Annotated in this window: 19 protein-coding genes; 14 read left to right on the forward strand and 5 right to left on the reverse strand. The window is 46.0% G+C overall.

Translation table 11 applies throughout. The features are described from left to right. Window positions 1–38: 38 nt before the first annotated feature. The 5 genes from apaG to OPS25_RS13025 form a co-directional block, all read right to left on the reverse strand. On the reverse strand, window positions 39–422 hold the full coding sequence (gene apaG / locus OPS25_RS13005; protein WP_265618188.1) for a Co2+/Mg2+ efflux protein ApaG: 384 nt from the start codon (window positions 420–422) through the stop codon (window positions 39–41). Next, window positions 422–1237, reverse strand: a complete 816-nt coding sequence (gene rsmA / locus OPS25_RS13010; protein WP_265618189.1) for a 16S rRNA (adenine(1518)-N(6)/adenine(1519)-N(6))-dimethyltransferase RsmA — start codon at window positions 1235–1237, stop codon at window positions 422–424. The genes apaG and rsmA overlap by 1 nt, the downstream gene beginning before the upstream one ends. Then, complete coding sequence (gene pdxA / locus OPS25_RS13015) at window positions 1234–2217, reverse strand: 4-hydroxythreonine-4-phosphate dehydrogenase PdxA (RefSeq protein ID WP_265618190.1); 984 nt, start codon at window positions 2215–2217, stop codon at window positions 1234–1236. Before pdxA ends, rsmA begins: the two co-directional genes overlap by 4 nt. 14 nt (window positions 2218–2231) lie before the next feature. Continuing rightward, window positions 2232–3512: a peptidylprolyl isomerase SurA gene (gene surA / locus OPS25_RS13020; RefSeq protein ID WP_265618191.1), complete on the reverse strand. Its 1281-nt coding sequence runs from the start codon at window positions 3510–3512 to the stop codon at window positions 2232–2234. Window positions 3513–3573: 61 nt separating this feature from the next. Further along, the gene (locus tag OPS25_RS13025; protein WP_265618192.1) at window positions 3574–5835 is read right to left on the reverse strand and encodes an LPS-assembly protein LptD; all 2262 of its coding nucleotides are present in this window, start codon (window positions 5833–5835) and stop codon (window positions 3574–3576) included. A 256-nt stretch (window positions 5836–6091) separates the two neighbouring features. Between OPS25_RS13025 and djlA the strand changes: the two genes are divergently transcribed. The 14 genes from djlA (at window position 6092) to rpsI (ending at window position 20777) form a co-directional block, all read left to right on the forward strand. Beyond that, on the forward strand, window positions 6092–6922 hold the full coding sequence (djlA, locus tag OPS25_RS13030) for a co-chaperone DjlA (protein WP_265618193.1): 831 nt from the start codon (window positions 6092–6094) through the stop codon (window positions 6920–6922). 4 nt (window positions 6923–6926) lie between these two features. After that, window positions 6927–7841: a site-specific tyrosine recombinase XerD gene (gene xerD / locus OPS25_RS13035; RefSeq protein ID WP_265618195.1), complete on the forward strand. Its 915-nt coding sequence runs from the start codon at window positions 6927–6929 to the stop codon at window positions 7839–7841. 100 nt (window positions 7842–7941) lie between these two features. Further along, window positions 7942–8664: a bifunctional protein-disulfide isomerase/oxidoreductase DsbC gene (gene dsbC / locus OPS25_RS13040; protein ID WP_265618197.1), complete on the forward strand. Its 723-nt coding sequence runs from the start codon at window positions 7942–7944 to the stop codon at window positions 8662–8664. A gap of 100 nt (window positions 8665–8764) precedes the next feature. After that, window positions 8765–10489: a single-stranded-DNA-specific exonuclease RecJ gene (gene recJ, locus OPS25_RS13045; protein WP_265618199.1), complete on the forward strand. Its 1725-nt coding sequence runs from the start codon at window positions 8765–8767 to the stop codon at window positions 10487–10489. Beyond that, window positions 10482–10757 carry a hypothetical protein gene (locus OPS25_RS13050; protein ID WP_265618202.1) on the forward strand — a complete coding sequence of 92 codons (276 nt, stop codon included), beginning with the start codon at window positions 10482–10484 and terminating at the stop codon, window positions 10755–10757. The genes recJ and OPS25_RS13050 overlap by 8 nt, the downstream gene beginning before the upstream one ends. Before the next feature lie 15 nt (window positions 10758–10772). Continuing rightward, window positions 10773–11489 (forward strand): DNA repair protein RecO, encoded by a 717-nt coding sequence (recO, locus tag OPS25_RS13055; protein ID WP_265618205.1) that lies wholly within the window; start codon window positions 10773–10775, stop codon window positions 11487–11489. Between the two features lie 133 nt (window positions 11490–11622). Continuing rightward, window positions 11623–12369, forward strand: coding sequence for a pyridoxine 5'-phosphate synthase (gene pdxJ, locus OPS25_RS13060; RefSeq protein ID WP_265618208.1), 747 nt, complete (start codon window positions 11623–11625; stop codon window positions 12367–12369). A gap of 5 nt (window positions 12370–12374) precedes the next feature. Next, the gene (acpS, locus tag OPS25_RS13065; RefSeq protein ID WP_265618210.1) at window positions 12375–12755 is read left to right on the forward strand and encodes a holo-ACP synthase; all 381 of its coding nucleotides are present in this window, start codon (window positions 12375–12377) and stop codon (window positions 12753–12755) included. An 11-nt stretch (window positions 12756–12766) separates the two neighbouring features. Beyond that, window positions 12767–14104, forward strand: coding sequence for a 23S rRNA (uracil(1939)-C(5))-methyltransferase RlmD (gene rlmD / locus OPS25_RS13070; protein WP_265618211.1), 1338 nt, complete (start codon window positions 12767–12769; stop codon window positions 14102–14104). Between the two features lie 9 nt (window positions 14105–14113). Next, window positions 14114–16306: a GTP diphosphokinase gene (gene relA, locus OPS25_RS13075; RefSeq protein ID WP_265618212.1), complete on the forward strand. Its 2193-nt coding sequence runs from the start codon at window positions 14114–14116 to the stop codon at window positions 16304–16306. Then, a complete protein-coding gene (gene mazG, locus OPS25_RS13080) occupies window positions 16284–17078 on the forward strand; it encodes a nucleoside triphosphate pyrophosphohydrolase (RefSeq protein WP_265618213.1) in 795 nt (264 codons plus the stop codon). Before relA ends, mazG begins: the two co-directional genes overlap by 23 nt. Before the next feature lie 197 nt (window positions 17079–17275). Then, the gene (locus OPS25_RS13085; protein ID WP_265618214.1) at window positions 17276–19684 is read left to right on the forward strand and encodes a TonB-dependent receptor; all 2409 of its coding nucleotides are present in this window, start codon (window positions 17276–17278) and stop codon (window positions 19682–19684) included. Between the two features lie 259 nt (window positions 19685–19943). Next, complete coding sequence (gene rplM, locus OPS25_RS13090) at window positions 19944–20372, forward strand: 50S ribosomal protein L13 (protein WP_265618215.1); 429 nt, start codon at window positions 19944–19946, stop codon at window positions 20370–20372. Window positions 20373–20384: 12 nt separating this feature from the next. Beyond that, window positions 20385–20777, forward strand: a complete 393-nt coding sequence (gene rpsI, locus OPS25_RS13095; RefSeq protein ID WP_169210995.1) for a 30S ribosomal protein S9 — start codon at window positions 20385–20387, stop codon at window positions 20775–20777. The last annotated feature ends 111 nt before the right edge of the window (window positions 20778–20888 follow it).

The following is a 20888-nucleotide window of genomic DNA, read 5'->3' on the forward strand; positions in this document are numbered from 1 at the left end:
TAAACTTTTAATTTTTACTTTAGTGGATGGATGTATTGTCAATTGAGAATATTCGGCACAGCAAGGCTAAAAACATCAATCGGTACGCGGAATAATGATTTATCTTCCCGTTGCATTTCATAATAACCCTGCATACTACCGACGGGACAATCAATAATAGCTCCGCTGGTGTATTCAAATTGTTCACTGGGTTTTATTAGCGGTTGTTTTCCCACCACCCCAGCGCCTTCTACTTCCATTGACTTGCCGTCAGCATCACAGATTAGCCAATAGCGATTTAATAACTTAACCGGTTCGTTACTTAAATTAGTGATGGTGACGTGGTAAGCGAATGCATATTTTTGCTCATCGCTGGCAGGGTGATCCGGCAGATAATGCGCATGCACCTTCACAATGACCGTGGGCTGAGAGATATCGTCCATTACATCTCCTTGTTGTATACGAAATTAGCTAGCTGACCGAAGTCCGCTAATGAAAGCGTTTCGGCTCTGGCGGTTGGGTCCAGTCCCAATGACAGGATTTCTTCTTCAGTCACAGAGTCCTTCAGACTATTACGGATGGTTTTTCTTCTTTGGTTAAACGCCTGTGCACAAATTCTCTCAAGAATATTGACCGAATTAACTGATATTGGTGGAGTCCGGTGAGGAATAAGTCTCACAATAGCGGAGTCCACTTTCGGTGGAGGAACAAATGCATGGGGTGGAACCTCTAATACCGGCATCACCTGGCAATAATACTGCGCCATTACCGATAAGCGCCCATAGCTTTTAGAGCCGGGCCCCGCTGCTAAACGATTGACGACTTCCTTTTGCAGCATAAAATGCATATCGGCGATGCAATTCGCAAAATCAAAAAGGTGAAACATCAACGGCGTGGAAATGTTATAGGGTAAATTGCCGAAAACTCTTAATGGCACGGATGGCTCAGGGAGACTGGAAAGGAGCGCTTCAAAATCCAGTGTCAGCGCATCTTGCTCCACTACATTCAATTTGTTGGCATGAAAAGGGTGGTGACGTAAGCGTTTGGCGAGATCGCGATCAAGCTCTACTACGGTTAACGCAGAAACCTCTTCACACACTGGTTCGGTGAGTGCACCTAAACCGGGACCTATTTCTACTAAGTTTTCACCTTCTTTGGGAGCAATGGCGGCAACAATTTCGCCAATGACATGCTCATCATTCAGAAAGTTCTGGCCGAATCGTTTGCGGGCGGTATGCCCTAAGTGTGTTTTGTTCATTTTTTCTGATTAGCTAATTCAATTGCTTTGCTTAAAGCTTGTTGGAAACTTCCTGTATCTGCCTTTCCGCTACCCGCTAAGTCTAGCGCTGTACCATGGTCTACAGAAGTGCGAATGAAAGGTAAGCCTAGCGTAATGTTTACCGATGCACCAAATCCTTTAAATTTTAAGACTGGCAGACCTTGGTCATGATACATGGCAAGTACTACATCGGCCTGTTCGAGATACTTAGGTTGGAAAATCGTATCCGCTGGCAAGGGGCCGCTTATCAACATGCCTTGCTCCCTCAACTCATCCAGTGCCGGAGATATGACATCAATCTCTTCCCGCCCCAAGTGCCCATCTTCACCAGCATGGGGGTTTAGGCCGCAAACAAACAAGTGTGGTCGCGGGACACCAAATTTCGTCCTGAAGTCGTGGTCAATAATGCGGATAACATTGTGTAAACGGTCACGGGTAATTGCTTTAGAGACATAGGCAAGGGGTATATGGGTCGTCGCGAGTGCTACATTGAGCCCAGTGGTGGCGAGCATCATAACGACATCAGCCGTGTGCGACTGGTGAGCAAAAAATTCTGTGTGCCCACTAAATGAGATGCCGGATTGGTTAATAATGCCTTTATGTACCGGTCCTGTCACCACCGCATCAAAATGCCCCTGCATATTGGCTTCACAGGCCAGACGCAAAGTTTCGACCACGTAGTGACCATGCTCGGGATTTAATGTACCCGGTTGGACGGTCCCTACGAGGGGAACGTCGTGAATTATAAGCGAACCGGCTGCGGCCGGCGTGACATCATCAGTGTCATAAGGGAGAAGCGTTAAGGGTAGGTCAAGCTGCCTGGCCCGTTCGCGCAGCATAGTGGCATTTGCAAAAATAACAAGCTGTGCGGGCCAGGCTTGCTGCGCTAATGCAATAATAAGATCGGGACCAATTCCTGCTGGTTCGCCAGGGGTGACCGCAATTCTCAATGGTTTCATAAGCCGTTTACGCTCTACTCAACCACTTCAATGTAGGCTTGGTCGCGCATCTCTCTTAACCAGGCTTCGGTTTCTTCCTGGAACTTACGGTTGTAGAGAAGTTGATACGCTTTGTCTTCTTTACGTTTCTCTGTGGCATCATCAATTCGGCGCTCAAGAAGTTCAATCAGGTGCCATCCATGTACTGAACGAATGGGATCACTCATTTCATTCGGTTCAAGCGAAGCAAGCGCATCCCTAAATGCGGGGACGTAAATAGTCGGGTCAGCCCAACCCAAATTACCGCCTTTAAGCGCTGAGCCTGGATCTTCCGAATGCTCTTTGGCAAGGTCGGCAAATGTTGCTTCGTTGTTTTCGATTTGACGTTTGAAATCAATCAACATCTTCTTAGCTTTATCTTCACTTAAAATAATAGAGGGCTTGATAAGAATGTGACGTGCATTGACCTCTTCAACGGTAACCGTCTCTATACCGCGGGTATCCAGAATTTTTAAAATATGAAAACCCGCGCCACTGCGGATAGGCCCTATCAATTCGCCTTTCGCTTTACCTTGTACCGCTTCTGCGAAAAGTGTTGGCATGGCATTAATATTCATCCAGCCCATGTTACCGCCTTCTAAAGCATTCGTGCCTGAAGAAGAGGCAATCGCAATTTTGGCAAAATCAGACCCATTGTTGAGAAGCTCTAACACCCTATCAGCTCGGTCTCTCGCCGCCGCCACATCTTCATCGGTGGGCTGTGATGGGAAACCTATCAATATATGACCAAGTTCATATTCCGCCTGCTCGGCACCTTGTTGATCTATCAGTTTGGTTAATGCTTCAATTTCCTGAGCAGTAATGTAAACCCGACGGCGCACATTCGCACGGCGCACTTCACCCATGATCAACTCTTCGCGTACGTTCTCACGGTAGCTATCATAACTTATTCCATTTTGTTGTAGCTGCTGGCGTAAATCAGCCAACGTGGCATTTTGATCCTTGGCGATGTTTTGAATGGTTTGTTCCAATTGGGGATCACTAATTTGAATACCCATTCGGTCAGCCATCTGCATTTGCAAACTTTTCATGATCAAACGTTCGATTGCCTGGGTGCGTAAAGCCAGATCAGAAGGAAGTGATTGGTTATTGGCTTCGGCATTTCGCTTTACTTCGTTGACCAATGCATTTATTTCACTTTCCAGAATAACTCCCTTATCAACGATAACGGCAACTTTATCCAGCGGCGTTTCCTGTGCTATTGCAGCAGTAATAAAAAACACACCCGCTAAGAGCACTTTACTGATGAACTTCATAATTTCTCTTTTCGTTGGTTAACTTTACAGCGTCCTAACCTGTGCGGAAGCTACGTAAAAACTAATTTAAACTATATGGCTGGCGATAGCCAAACATGCCTTCTTCAAGCATGCTTTTTGAGGACTTCGAAGACCCCATACCTTTAAAAATAAATTGTAAGGAAATTCCAGAATCAAACTCGCCGGTGGTACGGCTCCCATCCACGGTCACGCGATTACTCAAGTGTCGTTGCCCTACCAGTCTGACTGCCCAACAACACGACTCATACTGAAGGCCAAAAAAGCTCTCCACACTTCGATCAAGGGACAAGTCACGGTAGGTTCGTCCTACCCAATGTAATGTATCGGTAATTGGCCAACTGGCCAGTATGCCAACCTGGTCGATTTGCTCGCCAGACAACTGACGTATATATCGATGGGTGAGCTGCACGACACTTTTGGCATCGCGTCGGTACTCAATACTGGTGCTATTGCGTTCAACTTTGTCAGTTTGCGTGGCAATTTGAACATCTGTATGCATAAACCAGCGTGAACCTAATTGCCAATCCAATTCTGCTGCCAGCGCAGAGCGGTTTTTATCTTTCACCGCCGCCAACACTTTATTTTCGTCAAGATAGAATATCTGACCTACGCTAATCACAAATTGTTCCCGGTCAGCCCCATCAAGTATTCGTGAGGTTAACCCTACAGTAAACTGATTATTGTCACTTATCCTGTCAAGGCCGGTGAATTCCTGTCCTCTGAATAAGCCATCCACATCAATCAGAAGAGGAGCGGTATCATATCGACCGATCATCGTTTGATCTTCATAAGACGTGTAAAGATACTGTAATTTTGGTTCGAGCGTCATTGTGGTGTCTTGATCAAACCACTGCTGCTGGCGTTCAAAATACAGCGCCCCAAACATTCTAAATTGCCCCAGCGTACGGTTTACCTCATCCTCTAAATCGGTATTGTCGATATTTTCTTGCTGATAGTAGGTATTAAGCAGCGTTGCTTCCGCACTCAATTCTCCCCACACTTGCCTATATGGCAGGGTCAGGGTAGGAGCCACATGCCACCTGAAAGCTTCAGGTCTTTCCTGAGCCGTACTATCAAAATACGCCAGTTCTGAATCAAATGAAAATTCAAAAAAAGGGCCTAGTTCTCGCATATAGTTAAGACGGAATTCTGGTAAGGCTCGATAACTGTCCCCGCTATCTCCTAGCGTAACAAAATCCAGTACACGGAAATCCATGAGTAAATTATCGGAAAAGTAATCCAAGCTGGCTGTTCGATATAAGTGGGTATCTGCACGGGTATAAAAATCAGAGCCAAGGTCGATAATGTAGTTATCATCGCTCACACCATTGATATCAGCGTTGAGTATCCAGTTTTCGGTTAACTCACCCTGATGATAATAGCGGTAAAACCACCTATCTGCCGGGATGGTCAGCTCATTGTCGTCAGCTAAATATTCAACATTTAGCTGACCATAGCTTTGCGACGTCAAATACCGAAATTCATTTTTTAATTGCACTCCCCTGCGCGTCATGAAGCGTGGAGAAGTGGTCAAATCGTAATTGGGAGCAATGTTCCAATAGAAAGGTTGTTCATAATCAAAACCTGTTCTGGAAGAACTGCTTATCTCGGGAAACAACAATCCGGTTTGGCGCTGATCGCTCACCGGGAAGGCAAAGTAAGGTAAGTAAAGTACAGGTATGCCACCCACATAAAAGCGTGTACTTTTTGCCTGCCCCCATGCAGTGCCTTTTTCAATACTGATTTCTGACGCTTCGATATGCCAGTCGGGGCTTCCCAGAGGACACGTAGTAAAGCTAACGTCGGATAGTATCAGCCCGCGCCCACGGTTTAACTGAATTTGTTGAGCTGCACCGTGACCAGGTTGTCCATTTAGTTGATATTGGCTGTTTTCAATTTGCAAAGATTGCTTGATAGAGTCTATCGATATGGCATCACTGGTTACGTTTAAATCCATATCCTGATAGGTAACATCGCCACTGGCTTCAAGCATCCTGCCATTCTTACTCACCTTGGCTTGCTCTGCATGTATTGCTGCACGATCCGAATAAATACTGACATTGCCAGTGAACTCAGCTAACTGTTTACTAACGATTTGCGCATAGTCCGACTCCACTTTGACATGCCCTTGCGGTTGGAGTATTAGCGGCTCAGAGGGTAAAGTAGAGACAGGACAAAGTGTATATTCCTCGCTATTTTCATCTAAAGACGTATTTGACTGTGCGAATACGGGAGCCTTTAATAAAAAAGTGAGCAAGATTATTGGACGAAGAATATTCATGTAAAGGTGAGTGGCCTGCATTAACGCCGTAACCTGAGTATCAAGTTACATTCTTTTTATTCATTAAACGATACTAAGCGCCAATTCTAAGCACTTCTTTCACAATTACCAACCATCTTTGCTTAAAATTAGGCGTAAATACTGAAATAGTTGGATATTAGTGAAATATTACGATGCAAAGTCTGAAGAATAAGAATTTGGCTTGCTTATCCTGTTTTGGAACTTTATAACAGCTAACTTAAAGAAAGTACGAAATATAGAGTAGGAGAGTTATTGAATGCCGTATTGGGGAAAAATCCTTGGGTTAGTGTTTGGGTTCATGTTCTTAAAAATTCCTGGTGCCATCCTTGGATTACTCATTGGCCATTTTTTTGATCGCGCCTACAGTCAAGATTTCAGTCAATTAGGTGGTTTTGGACGTTTTTTCACTGATCAGAACTCATTAAAACAACAAGCTATTTTTTTTCACAGTCTATTTGCTTCGTTAGGACACTTGGCAAAAGCGGATGGCAAAGTCACCGAGCATGAAATCCAAGTTGCCACTGCCTTAATGGATGAAATGCAATTAACCGGGGAGGCGAGAAAGGAGGCTCAACAAGCCTTTAGAGAAGGTAAGTCAGCCGACTACCCCATCGTCGACACCTTAAAAAGCCTATATGAAAACTGTCACGGCAGACGGGATATTTTGCAGGTTTTTCTGGAAATCCTGATTCAATCGGCTTTTGCCGATGGTAATCTGACCCCACAGGAATACCAGGTATTAGAAAAGGTAGCCAAACCTCTTGGCTTTAAAAGAAGAGATCTGGAGTACCTGGTATCAATGTTTGAGGCTGAAGTCAGATTCAGGCACCGGGGCGAAAAGCGTCAACATCAGCATCAGCCGTATACGGAACAGCAATCGGTGGAGGATGCCTATCGCATTCTAGGGGTGTCTGCCAGCGACGACGAAAAAACCATTAAGCGGGCATATCGTAAACGTATGTCGGAACACCACCCTGATAAGCTGGTTTCCAAGGGATTACCACAACAGGCTTTAGACATTGCAAAACAGAAAACCCAGGATATTCAGCAAGCCTACGAATTAATTAAACAGAAGCGCGGATTTTAACAAGATGCGGGAAAGGTCTTCACTTACAACAGCCAACGAAGCACATATTACTGAATTCATAGATATGTTATGGCTGGAAAAAGGATTAAGCGACCATACTCAGCAAAGTTATCGAACCGACTTAACTCAGCTCGCTTTATTTTGCCAACAAAAGGGATTAGACGATATCACCATCGTTGAACAGCCACACTTGCAGGATTTTTTACACTTTAGAGAGCAGCAGGGCATATCCGCAAGAAGCAGACAAAGAAGTTTGAGTGCGATGAAGGCTTTTTTTGTTTATCTGGTGACTGTGCATAAGCGTGCTGACAATCCCCTGTCCCGAACGCGTGGACCTAAGCTACCGCAAGCATTGCCGCACACCCTAAGCGAGCAGGAAGTTGAGGCGTTGCTGGATGCGCCTGAAACGGAAGATCCCATTCAATGCCGGGATCGTTGTATGCTCGAAGTGCTTTACGCCACAGGGCTTAGGGTAAGTGAGCTGATCGGTCTAAGAATGGGCCAGATCAGTACCCAGCAAGGAGTCGTTCGAGTAACGGGAAAAGGCAACAAAGAGCGTTTGGTTCCGCTTGGGGAGGATGCGGTGGATTGGTTAGCGACTTATTGTAAAACTGCGCGGCCAGAGTTGATTAAACATGCGACAGACTTGTTGTTCGTCAGTTTACGCGGGGGACAGATGACGCGCCAGACATTTTGGCATCGGGTTAAATATTACGCTCAAAAAGCAGGGATCACATCACGCCTTTCACCCCATACGTTAAGACATGCATTTGCCACCCACCTTCTTAATCATGGCGCAGATTTACGAGTGGTGCAGATGTTATTAGGCCATAGCGACTTATCAACCACCCAGATTTACACCCATGTTGCCAAAGAACGCTTACAAAATCTTATCCAACAACATCACCCCAGGGGATGAACGTCATTTAGTGCTGCACGCGACTGTGTTACTATTTGGAAAAGAGCTGAATGAAACATTCATTTAAATATCTGACGTCCCCGTCAATAGGAGAACATGTTTGAAAACGGTAATTAGCTTAATAGCGGCAATGTTTGCATTGGTTAGTTTAGCTTCATTTTCACAAGACGATGGTGTTAACGCTGTAACTGAAAAAGTTAAGAGTATCGGGCTTCAGGTAGAAGCTATTGCGGACGCACCTATCGAAGGGTTACTGCAAGTTACCACTGATCGCGGCCTGTTCTATATCACGCCTGATGGCAAGTATCTCATCCAGGGGCGCATCTTTAATGTCGATGAAGGCATGAAAAATGAAACAGAGGTTGCCCTGGCGCAAATGCGCCTGCAAGGTGTAAAGGAATTATCAGACTCTGTTATTGAGTTTAAGGCGAAAAACGAAAAACACGTGATTTACATTTTCACTGATACGACTTGCAGCTATTGCCGGAAGTTGCACAGTGAAATGGGACAATATAATGATGCGGGTATTACAGTTCGCTATTTAGCGTTCCCTCGAGCTGGATTAAATACCCAAAATCATCAGGATATGGTGTCGGTGTGGTGTGCTAAGAATCCACAAAAGGCCATGACCGATGCTAAGTCGGGCGATCCGGTAGCCAGCAAAAGTTGTGATAACCGGGTTGCGGAACATTTTGAACTTGGCCAGAAACTGGGGGTGACCGGGACACCCGCAATGATCCTGCCGTCAGGCATGTTAGTGCCAGGGTATCAACCAGCAGGCATATTAGCCCAAGCACTTAAGCAAAGTGAAAGTAAAAAGTAAAAAGTAACTCACTCCTTGTTATTGGGCGCAATGAAGTCTGTAGTAAGCGAAACCGAGGCGGCAAGCTTCAACCATTGAACGTGAAAAGTAAAAAAACTATATGAGTTTGTCAGTAGTGCGTCGCGTGAGCGAGCGTAAACCGTTAAGTGCCTCCCTGCACCCTGTCATTGACAGGGTGTATCGCAATCGAAATGTATCTTCCATTGACGAACTTGAAGTGGGTTTAAAGGCGTTAGCGCATTTCAATCTGCTAAAGGGTATTGATGATGCAACCTCGTTACTCAGTGCGGCGTTTAAAAATCAAAAGAAGGTAACGATCGTCGGTGATTTTGATGCAGATGGCGCCACCAGTACCGCTGTTTGTATGCTTGCCTTACGCGACATGGGGCTGGAAAATATTGATTATCTCGTGCCCAATCGCTTCGATTTTGGTTACGGATTGAGTGAGCCACTGGTTGAATTAGCAGCCCAGCAAGGTACCCAAGTCATTCTTACGGTGGATAGCGGAATTGCCTGTCATGCAGGGGTTGCCAAAGCGAACCAGTTGGGTATAGAAGTTGTGATTACTGATCACCATCTACCTGGTGATTCGTTGCCAAACGCTGCTGCCATTGTCAATCCCAATCAGCCTGGGTGTGCATTCCCATCGAAATCATTGGCAGGAGTGGGCGTAGCGTTTTATCTTATGCTGGCGTTGCGAGCCAGACTGGCCGATGACGAATGGTTTAACGGTCAAGGCATCACGCCGCCAAATCTTGCTGCGCTCCTTGATATCGTGGCGGTGGGAACCGTCGCCGATGTAGTGACGCTGGACAGCAACAACAGAATTTTAGTGCATCAGGGGTTACAGCGAATTCGCAGCGGACATTGCCGAGAAGGCATAAAGGCTCTGGTCGAAGTCGCCAATCGACAATTGAAGATATTAAATGCGTCTGATTTAGGGTTTGTGGTAGCACCCAGATTAAACGCTGCTGGCCGCTTAGATGATATGGGGCTTGGCATTGAATGTTTGCTTTGTACTGATGCCACGACCGCACGCATAGCCGCGGCGCGTTTGGATGAATTAAATCATGAGCGCAAGGCCATTGAGCAATCGATGCGTCAGGACGCCGAAAAAATCGTTGCTTCTTTTAGCCTTAATGAACAAATTCAAAAAGATGCGTTGGTTATTTTCCAGGAAGATTTTCACCAAGGTGTCATAGGCATTGTCGCTGGTCGGATAAAAGAACAGTTTGCCCTGCCTACCATTGCCTTTGCTAGACAGGACGAGGAAACCTTAAAAGGTTCGGCACGCTCGGTAAATGGTTTCCATATTCGTGACGTACTGGAAGAAGTCAGTTCGCGTTACCCTAACTTAATCAGCAAGTTTGGCGGCCACGCCATGGCGGCAGGCTTGAGTTTACCCTCCAAACACTTATCAGCATTTACCGAAGCTTTTCAGGCAGTGGCTCGCCCTTATATAGCGGCGCTACCAAAGAAGGACAGCATTTATTCTGATGGTGAATTAAGTGATAACGATTTTGATCTGTTGTTCGCGCATGAGTTAAACCAGGCCGGCCCATTTGGCCAAGGATTCGAAGCGCCACGTTTCGACGGGATCTTTGATTTGGTAGCACAACGACTGGTGGGTCAAAAGCATCTTAAATTTACGATACGTTTATCATCTGGACGGGAAGTGGATGGTATTGCGTTTAATATCGACTCGCAAGTATGGCCCGATAATAAGGTGACCAAAATACAACTGGTTTATCAACTTGATATCAATGTATTTAGAAATCAGGAGACGGTTCAGTTACTCGCGGAGCACATTTTTCCATATGCGTGATCCAGCTGAAAAATTATTAGCAAAACACCAGACACTAAACCATCTTCAAGACGCAAAGGTTAGCTCTCATGTACAACGGCAAGAGGACGACTGGTTTCGTCATACCCTGATGTTGGATGGATACGATGTGCCGTTTGTGTTTAGACGAAAACAAGGCTATGCCAGTTTGAAAGGGGCGAGAGTCAATTTAACTTATTACCGCCACACTGAAACGGTAGCTGGGATGGAATTTGAGATGATGAAAGTGGTACGGGTAAAGCGTAGCTAATGATAATGAGCAAAGATGCCTGCACCCAATTGGCTTAATGCCTGTATTTTACATCGAAGACCGTATCGAGAAACCAGCTACCTGGTTGACTTTTTTACGCTTGAATACGGCAAAATGTCGGCAGTAGCAAAAGGTGTACGCAACTCACGAAATGAGCGCAAAAGCTTACTTCAACCTTTTCAACCGTTACGAATTCAACTGACCGGTAAAAGTGAACTAAAAAACCTCACCCAATTAGAAGGGGCTTCGAAGGCTTTCTCACTTGGTGGATTTAACCTATTTTGTGCAATGTACTTAAATGAGGTGACAAACCGGGTATTGCAGCCCGAGTTGCCGGTCGGGGATTTATTCGAAGCCTATCAAAATGCACTGCAAGCATTGTCGGGCTTAAGTAATACGCCAACTGAAGAAGCGCAAATTATTTTACGAGAGTTTGAGTTTGCGCTACTCACCGAAATGGGTTTGCTAGTAGATTTGAGTGTGACTACCGATTCAGGTTTACCGGTACATTCGGCCGATTTTTACATGTTTGATGCAGAAATGGGCCTTACATTGGCCCCGCTTGGGTACCCTCATCGACTACCCGGTTATCACCTGCTCGCCATTATGCAAAGAAAATGGAGCGCTGATAGCTTGCGCATCGCAAAATATATCAATCGCATCGCTTTGCGTCCGCTATTGGGCGATAAGCCGCTGAAAAGCAGAGAGCTTTTTGTAGTAAACACTTCCTAAAATTGTTCCGCGATAGCCTGTAATAGCACTTCTGTTTTCCCTTTAAGTTGCGGTGAAACGTTAAGATTCTCATTAGGGCCAGCGCTAAATTTCTGATAAACTTTTGCCATTATTTCGTATTGATAGCTTTTTTATGAGTGAACTTTTTTTAGGTGTAAATATAGACCACATCGCCACCTTACGAAATGCGCGAGGCACTCAGTATCCTGATCCTGTGCATGCTGCTGATATTGCAGAGCGAGCGGGAGCTGACGGCATCACCGTGCATTTACGTGAAGACCGCCGACACATCACCGACCGTGATGTGTATTTGTTAGCACAAACCCTCAACACAAGAATGAATCTGGAGATGGCGGTTACCGACGAAATGCTGAGTATTGCAGAAAAAGTGAAACCTGCGTTTTGTTGTCTCGTTCCGGAAAAGCGTCAGGAATTGACCACCGAAGGGGGGTTAGACGTGGTGGCCAACGAACAAAGTATCAAGGAAGCTTGTAAGCGGCTGGCGGATGCAGGGATTCAGGTTTCGCTATTCATTGACGCCAAAGTTGAGCAAATCGATGCAGCCGTGCGCTGCAAAACGCCTTACATTGAAATTCACACCGGGCAATATGCAGAAGCCAAAAGCGAATACGAACAGCGGGAAGAATTAGAAAAATTAAAACATGGAATTGCTTACGCCCATCACGCAGGCTTGAAAGTGAACGCAGGGCACGGCTTACACTATCACAATGTGAAGCCTATAGCTGCCATTCCTCAACTAGTTGAATTGAACATCGGACATGCCATTATCGCCAGAGCGGCGTTTGATGGTTTGGCGAAAGCGGTGACAGATATGCGTACGTTAATGCTTGAAGCCAGGCACGCAACGGTGAATGGATAACCTGTATGGCTATTTTAGGCTTGGGTACTGACATTATAGAAATTGCGCGACTAACAGGAAGTGCGAATCGAACGGAAAAATTAGCGCAACGCGTATTAACGGACACTGAACTTGCAATCTTCAATCAGCATACGCAACCAGAACGCTATCTCGCCAAACGTTTTGCAGCCAAAGAGGCCGCGGTCAAAGCGTTGGGGACGGGCATTGGCCGTGGAGTGGGCTGGCACCAGGTGATTATTAGCAATAACTCGCTTGGTGGTCCAGAGCTAACTTTTATTGGCGAAGCGCTGCAGATTAGTCGAGAAAAAGGGGTCACCCGAATCCACCTTTCAATTTCTGATGAAGCCAGTTATGCGGTGGCTACCGTGATTTTATCTTCCGATTAGAGTAGCGTTTTATGGTTAAGTTTTATTCTCCGAAACAAGCCAGACCCAAATTAACCCAACAGGTTAAATCTTTTCACATTGATGCGATGGATGTCTATGGTCAGGGCGTGTGTCGAACTCATCAACCCGTGGCGTTTGTCGAGGGGGCGCTTCCAGGCGAAACCTGTGAGGCGGTTGTGACTTCAGCGCATAAAAATCATGTTCAGGCGTCAGTAAAAAAAATCCAGCAACCCGTCGCGGCGCGCACACAACCCTTTTGCCCGGTTTACCAGCAATGTGGTGGATGTCAGTTACAGCACGTTGAAACCTCTGCAGCGCTGGACGGACGCCGCCAGGCAATTGAAAGTTATTGGCGCAAACATTTAAAACTATCCCATATTCCTTGGCAAGCTGCCATTGTAGGCGATAAGCCGGCGTATCGTCGCAAAACACGACTGGCAGTGGATGCCAGGGATCCGGACAAATTTAAACTTGGCTTCCGTCAGCAATCCAGCAATAAGGTGATTGCCATCGATGACTGTCCTATTCTGGTAGCGTCGCTTTCTGTATTAATTAAACCCTTAGCAGAGTTATTCAGCACTCAGGTATCGCGCACTAACATTGGACATGTCACCTTGTTGGCAGGGGAACAAATCCAGCTGGTTCAGGTAAAGCTTACGCGTCAGGCTTCGAATGAATTAACCAAGGGATTAATGGCGTTTGCTAAGAATCATCAGGTGAATGTGGCGATAGAATATGCTGATGGTAAGGTGATCCCGCTCGTGACCCATCAACCCCTAAAATGTCAGTTGGAAGACATGAGTTACATAACACCTGAGGCCAATGATTTCGTACAAATTAACGATTCGGTTAATCGAAAAATGATCAATCAGGCGATAAACTGGTTATGTCTAAGTGACACAGATACGGTAGCCGACTTATTTTGTGGCCTGGGTAACTTTACCTTACCTCTGGCACGACGAGTAACCCGTGTGTTGGCGATTGAAGGGGTGGCAGAAATGGTACAGCGCGGTCAATCTAATGCGCTCGAACAGGGCATTAGCAATATTCAATGGCAGCATGGGGATCTTGGTCAGACATCAACAGTGGAGTCGATATTGGTGGAACCGCTTGATGCAGTGGTACTCGATCCTTCGCGAGAGGGAGCGATGGAGGTGTGTAAAGCAATCAGCCAGTCGACCATACCAAAGATTTTGTACGTTTCATGCAATCCCACCACCTTTGCACGTGACGCGGTAATACTGTTGGAACAGGGCTACCGAATGGAAAAAGTCAGCTTGATAGAGATGTTTCCATATACTAAGCATCTGGAGCTTATGGCATTGTTTTCTTTACCAACGAGCGAATAAGGTAAGTACATGGTAACGACCCGGAAAGTGCATGAACCTGAACGCCCCGCCTTCGATAGCTGGCTTGAAAGCCTGGCATTAGCTCAGGAGACTAAACGCAAGCTAAAAAATGTCGCTGCCCATCCGGAAAAACTATTGGTTGGTCAGGAAATGGTGGAAATCCTACACCAGCTTAATATGGATGACACGACCCTACAAGCAGCACTGGTTTTTCCCTATTGTCAGCAGAACGAACTGGCTAATGATGCTATTCAAACCGAATTTGGACAAGACATCGCGCGCCTCATTACTGGCGTAAGACGCATGGATGCGATAAAAGTGCTGCACGGGAGGCGAGGGTCACAATCCCCACTTCAACCTAGTGAAGGTCAAGTGGACAGTATCCGGCGCATGATGCTTTCCATGGTGGAAGATGTACGGGCGGTCATTATCAAAATGGCCGAACGCATTATCGCCTTACAAAAGGTCAAAGAGGCCGACGAAGAAACGCGGGTAATGGTGGCCCGGGAATGTGCAACGATCTATGCGCCGCTGGCAAACCGGCTAGGCATGGGACAGTTGAAATGGGAGCTGGAAGATCTAGCGTTTCGCTATTTGCATCCGGCTACTTATAAACAAATAGCTAAACAACTGGATGGCAAAAGAAAAGAGCGCGCGCAGTACATTGATGATCTGGTGCAGTCGTTGCAAAGTATGCTGGATGAAGAACACATTCAAGCCGAAGTGTATGGCAGACCTAAGCATATTTTCAGCATCTGGAAAAAAATGCAGAAAAAAGGCCTCACCTTTGAGCAATTATTTGATATCCGTGCGCTGAGGATTATTGCCCATCGTTTGCAGGATTGTTATGCCGCTTTAGGCACGGTTCACGCACACTTCAAACATATTCCCAACGAGTTCGACGACTACATTGCTACCCCAAAAGCAAATGGTTACCAATCTATTCATACGGTAATTCTTGGACCGCAGGGCAAGCCCGTGGAAATTCAAATCCGCACCCAGCAAATGCATCAGGATGCGGAACTGGGAATCGCTGCACATTGGAAATATAAGGAAGGAGCCAGTGGCAAGCAATCCAGCTACGACGAACGTATTAACTGGCTTAGAAAAATACTGTTGTGGCAGGAAGAAGTGGCCGAATCAGGTGATTTGGTTGAAGAGCTGCGCAGCCAGGTATTTGATGACAGAGTGTATGTATTTACGCCCAAAGGCGATGTCATCGATTTACCGCAGGGCGCGACACCGCTGGATTTCGCTTATTATATCCATAGTAACGTAGGTCATTCGTGTATTGGTGCAAAAGTAAACGGTCGTATCGTGCCCTTTACCTACCAATTACGAAATGGGGATCAGGTAGAAGTGACCACAGGACGTGAACCTAACCCTAGCCGAGACTGGATGCATCCTGGATTAGGCTACGTGCATTCATCCCGTGCCCGCGCCACTATTCACTCGTTTTTTAAGAAGCAGGATCGTGACAAAAATCTACATGCCGGAAAAGAACTCCTCGAACGGGAGCTGGAGCGAGTTGATTTGCCGTTAAAATCGGCGGTTAAAGCGTGTGAAAAATTTAATTTAAATCAGGTCGATGATTTGTACGCTGCAATAGGTGCTGGTGATGTTCGGGTCATGCAAGTAGTAAACTATCTTGCGCACTTACAGGCTCATGCGCCAGGAAAATCCGCCAAAGAGCCTGAGCCTGATATAGCCTCACTGGTTAAACCGAGAAAATCAGCGGTTAAAGGTAAACAAGACGCGGTGGTGGTGGAAGGAGTTGGTCATCTGCTTAGCCAACTTGCAAACTGTTGTAAACCTGTGCCAGGCGAACCTATCGTAGGGTATATCACGCAGGGCAGAGGCGTGAGTGTGCACCAAGACGGGTGTGAACAATTACTGCACTTGCTCGACCAACATCCTGAGCGCGAAATCGAAGTAAGCTGGGCGAACCAGTTAAATGCAGGCTTTGAAGCCGCGATTGACCTTTTCTGCTCTGATCGCTCAGGCATTTTGCGGGATATTACCACCGTACTGGCCAACGAGAATGTTTCTTTGCTCAGCGTCAACAGCTATAGCGATAAGACCAAGCAGAGTGTCGTTATTGCCATTTCGGTGGAGGTAAGAGACCTCAATACCCTTTCAAAAGTCATCGCTAAGTTACGTCAGTTAAACGGAGTGGTTGATGCCAAACGAAAAACCGGGTGATATCAGTACTCTTTTGCAGATAATGGCACAACTTCGGCATCCACAAACTGGCTGTCCGTGGGATATCAAGCAAACTATGCAATCACTCACTCGCTATACGATCGAAGAAGTCTATGAAGTGGCTGACGCCATAGAGAAAGAGTGTCCAGACGACATCCGTGATGAATTGGGGGACCTCTTATTCCAGATCGTGTTTTACGCCCAGATTGCGCAAGAGCAAGGGACTTTTACGTTTGATTGTGTGGTGGAAACGGTTTGCGCGAAGATGATACGGCGCCATCCTCACGTGTTCGCAGGTAAATCGGTCGCACAGAGTGAACTGGAGCAACAGTGGGCCAGCATTAAACAAGATGAAAAAACGCCATCCCATACAGACACCAGTATTTTAGATGATATAGCCAAAGGGCTGCCGGCGTTAATGTACGCTCAAAAAGTTCAGCAGCGTTGCGCTACCGTGGGCTTTGACTGGGACCACCCTCGCCACGTGCTTGAAAAAGTAAAAGAAGAAGTGGACGAAATCAATCAGGAATTGAATGTCGACGAAGTGGATCAAGCCGCGTTGGAAGAAGAAATCGGCGATGCGTTTTTTGCACTCGTCAATTTAAGTCGTCATTGTAACGTAGATGCGGACACCGCTCTACGCAGAGCAAATCATAAGTTTATTTCGCGCTTTCATAGAGTTGAGCATTTGGCGCGACAACAAAATCGGCAACTCAATGAATTAAATTTAGATCAGCTGGAAGCGCTGTGGCAAATCGCAAAAAAAGGGTAACGTGCCGCTGGGTGGCTAAAAAATAACCATTTCCAATAACCGTTTATACCGCATTACCCGTTTCTCATCACACAAAAGTGTCCGTTTATCCCCTCACTATTATTTATTGCATTAATTCAGTATATTAAAGTTGCGCAATGGATAGGTGTAAGTGCGCGATTTATAAAGAAAATAATATATAAATGGAAACCTCATAGATGAAAAACATGCCTTTTAAACACACGTTATTAAGTACTGCCATTTTCGCCGCAATCAGTTCATTTTCCTTCCAGGCGCATGCTCAGGAAACCGAGGCGGAAATAGCCGCTACTGAAAATTCATCGATCGAAAAAGTCACCGTTACGGCCCGCCGTAAATCTGAAACGCTCGTCGAAATTCCGATGGCCATTTCCAGCGTATCAGCCATGGAAATTGCCGACCGTAATTACACCAGTGCCACAGATTTATTTAGAACTTTAGCGGGTGCAGCGATGCCCAGAGGGCAACTTATTCTGCGGGGCTTAAGTGGCGGCAATGACACAACGCCAGACACCACAGCCACTTTTGTTGATGACATACCATTTGTATTCAATAACTTATCAGACGTAGAACGGGTGGAGGTTTTACGCGGTCCACAAGGGACGCTATACGGCTCTAATGCAATTGGGGGGACCGTACGAATTATTACGAAAAAGCCTGTGCTTGACGAATTTGAGCTTTTCGGATCAATGCAAGCCGGCGCTGAACAGGATGTAGATGGCTATGATAGCAATATTTCATTAGGCGTAAATATACCGCTGGTGGATGAAACCTTAGCACTGCGGGTGAATGGTAATTTAGAACATGATGTATTGCCTTTTGTTAATATGAATAGCGGCCTGCAGTCGGATATTGACAGAGGCTTTTTGCGCAGCCAATTGTTATGGCAGGTCGCCGATGACCTAAACGTTATTTTCGGATTCGCCAGAACCGAATATCGGGACAGAGGCGCAGCACTGGGAGATAGGTCTAAACCGGGCTATTATTATGATTACAATTTAACTGAAAATGTCGATGCACCACATGGGTATGATGTTGAATTTTTCACTGTCGATTGTGATCCCAATGCAGAGAGACCTGCATGTATGTCTGGGTCGGCCCCTATCGCAAAGTCAGGAGTACCTGAGAAGTATCAGATTTGGGAGCGCCTGGATCCGTGGTACGAATCTTCGAATAACCTTTATACTTTAAATATCAACGACGATAACTTCTTTAATTTTGCGTCGCTTGCGTACGCGGGTTCGTTTCGGAAATTTAAAACTGACTCATTGGACAACTGGACTCGCTTAGACGCTGACGACATGTTCCTTACCTGGATCATTAATGATGATTACTATGAAGAAACAACGCACGAGTTACGTTTTCAGAATATTGATGCCACAGATCCTCTTAGCTGGACAGTAGGCGTATTTTACGATGAAGTTGAGTCCGAAAATAAACCTAATTTGCAAAATCAGTATCATGAAGGCGGCGACCGTGCAGCAGCTATCGCTTACAACTGGTGGTGGGGAATTGACGTGGCTGCTTTGGGGCAAGAAACGTTCGGAAATCCTCAGCATAATTGGAACTATGGCGTAATCAGAGACTATTACCGCGAACTGGCGTTATTTGCCGATGTGGCGTATACCTTCGATTTAGGTGCTGGCGGCGAACTGGAGTTAAATGGTGGGGTACGACGTTTTGATTTAGAAGACGAATTTGTCGACACGGATGCGGGTATCTGGACAACATTTTATGGTCCATGGGAACGTCAGACTTCCACCACTGGCGGACAAGAAGACGGAAACCGATATAAATTAAGCGCTTCCTGGCGTCCGCAAGACAATCTTTCCGTATACGGTTTATATTCTGAGGGTTATCGTCCAGGGGGGAACAACGGGCCGCTAGCTGGATCTTGTGTTGATGACCCTAAAGCCGGTGAACGAAAAGCACGTTATACCTCTGATTCGATAGAAAACTACGAGCTGGGATTAAAGGCTTCTGTGTTAGACAGAAAATTTGACTTTGCTGCTGCGGTTTATCAAATCGATTGGACTGATATAAAAACCAGTATTTACATGGATACCTGTGGATTCTCTTATACTGCTAATGCGGGAGAGGCGGTGTCACGCGGTTTTGAATTTGAGTCCACGGCATATATCACTTCAGATTTGAAGGCAACGCTAAACACCTCCTACACGCGTTCGACAATTGAAAAAGATAACCCAGCTATCGGTGCGGAAAAAGGTGATGACATGACCATGGTTCCAGAATGGAACGCGTATCTGGCCCTCGATCAAGGATTCGAAGTGTTTGGTAAGCAAGCCAGCGTTCGAGCTGACTGGACCTACTATGGAGAATACAAAACGCACTTCAATACTCGTCCGGAAGACGTGGTCCCATCGTACAATTATTTTAATGTTTCAGGCCGTTATGAGGTGTCAGATGACGTTCGTCTGAGTGTGCACTTAAATAACGTGTTTGATAAAGAAGCGGTTAAATACAAAAATGCGCGTAGCCGTAGCGTAGACAATACCACGGCTCAACAGTACATTGAGTACCTCGAAGGACGCAATATTACCATCAGAATGGATTACACCTTCTATTAAACTTTCCCGTAATGTCAGCCCAGTCACTTTAGCCTGGCTGGGCTTTTTCACATTGACGCCCACCGCCGATAATATTCAAGTGGTTGAAAAAAAGGTTCGCTTTTTGTGCAAATGCTGTATAATTCGCGCCCTGCCCAGTTACGCCCACCTGTGGGAAGGTGGAAGAATCAATGAACTCGAAGGGGTTAATAAATTGATTTTCGATGGCTTTCAGGGGTTCTGAAAGTAAGTAACGACGAATTATTTCGGGTGATATTAAATGAAAACTTTTGTTGCTAAGCCAGAAACGGTACAACGTGACTGGTACGTGGTAGACGCCACAAACAAAACACTTGGCCGTTTGGCTGTTGAAATCGCAAGACGCTTACGTGGTAAGCATAAGCCAGAGTATACGCCTCACGTAGACACTGGTGATTACATTGTTGTTATCAATGCTGAAAAAGTAGCGGTAACAGGTAATAAGTCGAAAGACAAAATGTATTATGCTCACACTGGCTATCCAGGTGGTCTTAAAGAGACTACCTTTGAAAAGCTGATTGCGCACAAGCCAGAAATGGTGATTGAAAAAGCAGTTAAAGGCATGTTGCCAAAAGGTCCTTTGGGCCGCGCAATGTTCCGCAAGATGAAAGTGTATGCGGGTGCAGAGCACAAACATGCTGCGCAACAACCACAAGTTTTGGACATTTAAGGAGCAATTGACATGGCAGATACTCAATATTACGGCACTGGCCGTCGCAAAAGTTCTACTGCTCGCGTGTTCCTGCGTCCAGGCTCAGGTAAAATCACAGTAAACCAACGTCCTCTTGACGAGTACTTTGGACGTGAAACTGAGTGCATGGTAGTGCGTCAACCGCTAGAACTAGTAGAAATGACTGAAAAGTTTGACCTGTACGTTACTGTTAAAGGTGGCGGTTCAAATGGTCAAGCGGGTGCAATCCGTCACGGCCTGACTCGTGCCTTGATGGAATACGATGAAGCGTTGCGTTCTTCGCTACGTAAAGCCGGCTTTGTTACTCGTGACGCACGTCGCGTTGAACGTAAGAAAGTGGGTCTTCATAAAGCACGTAAGCGTCCACAATTCTCAAAGCGTTAATTTTATACGCTTTATATTTCAAAAACCCGGCTTCGAGCCGGGTTTTTTATTGGCCCGAATTTTTAGTTGTGCAAACGTATCCCGTTCAGTAGCCATTGAGATGGCGTCGTG

It is taken from the genome of Alteromonas aquimaris (assembly GCF_026183695.1).
GTDB lineage: Bacteria > Pseudomonadota > Gammaproteobacteria > Enterobacterales > Alteromonadaceae > Alteromonas > Alteromonas aquimaris.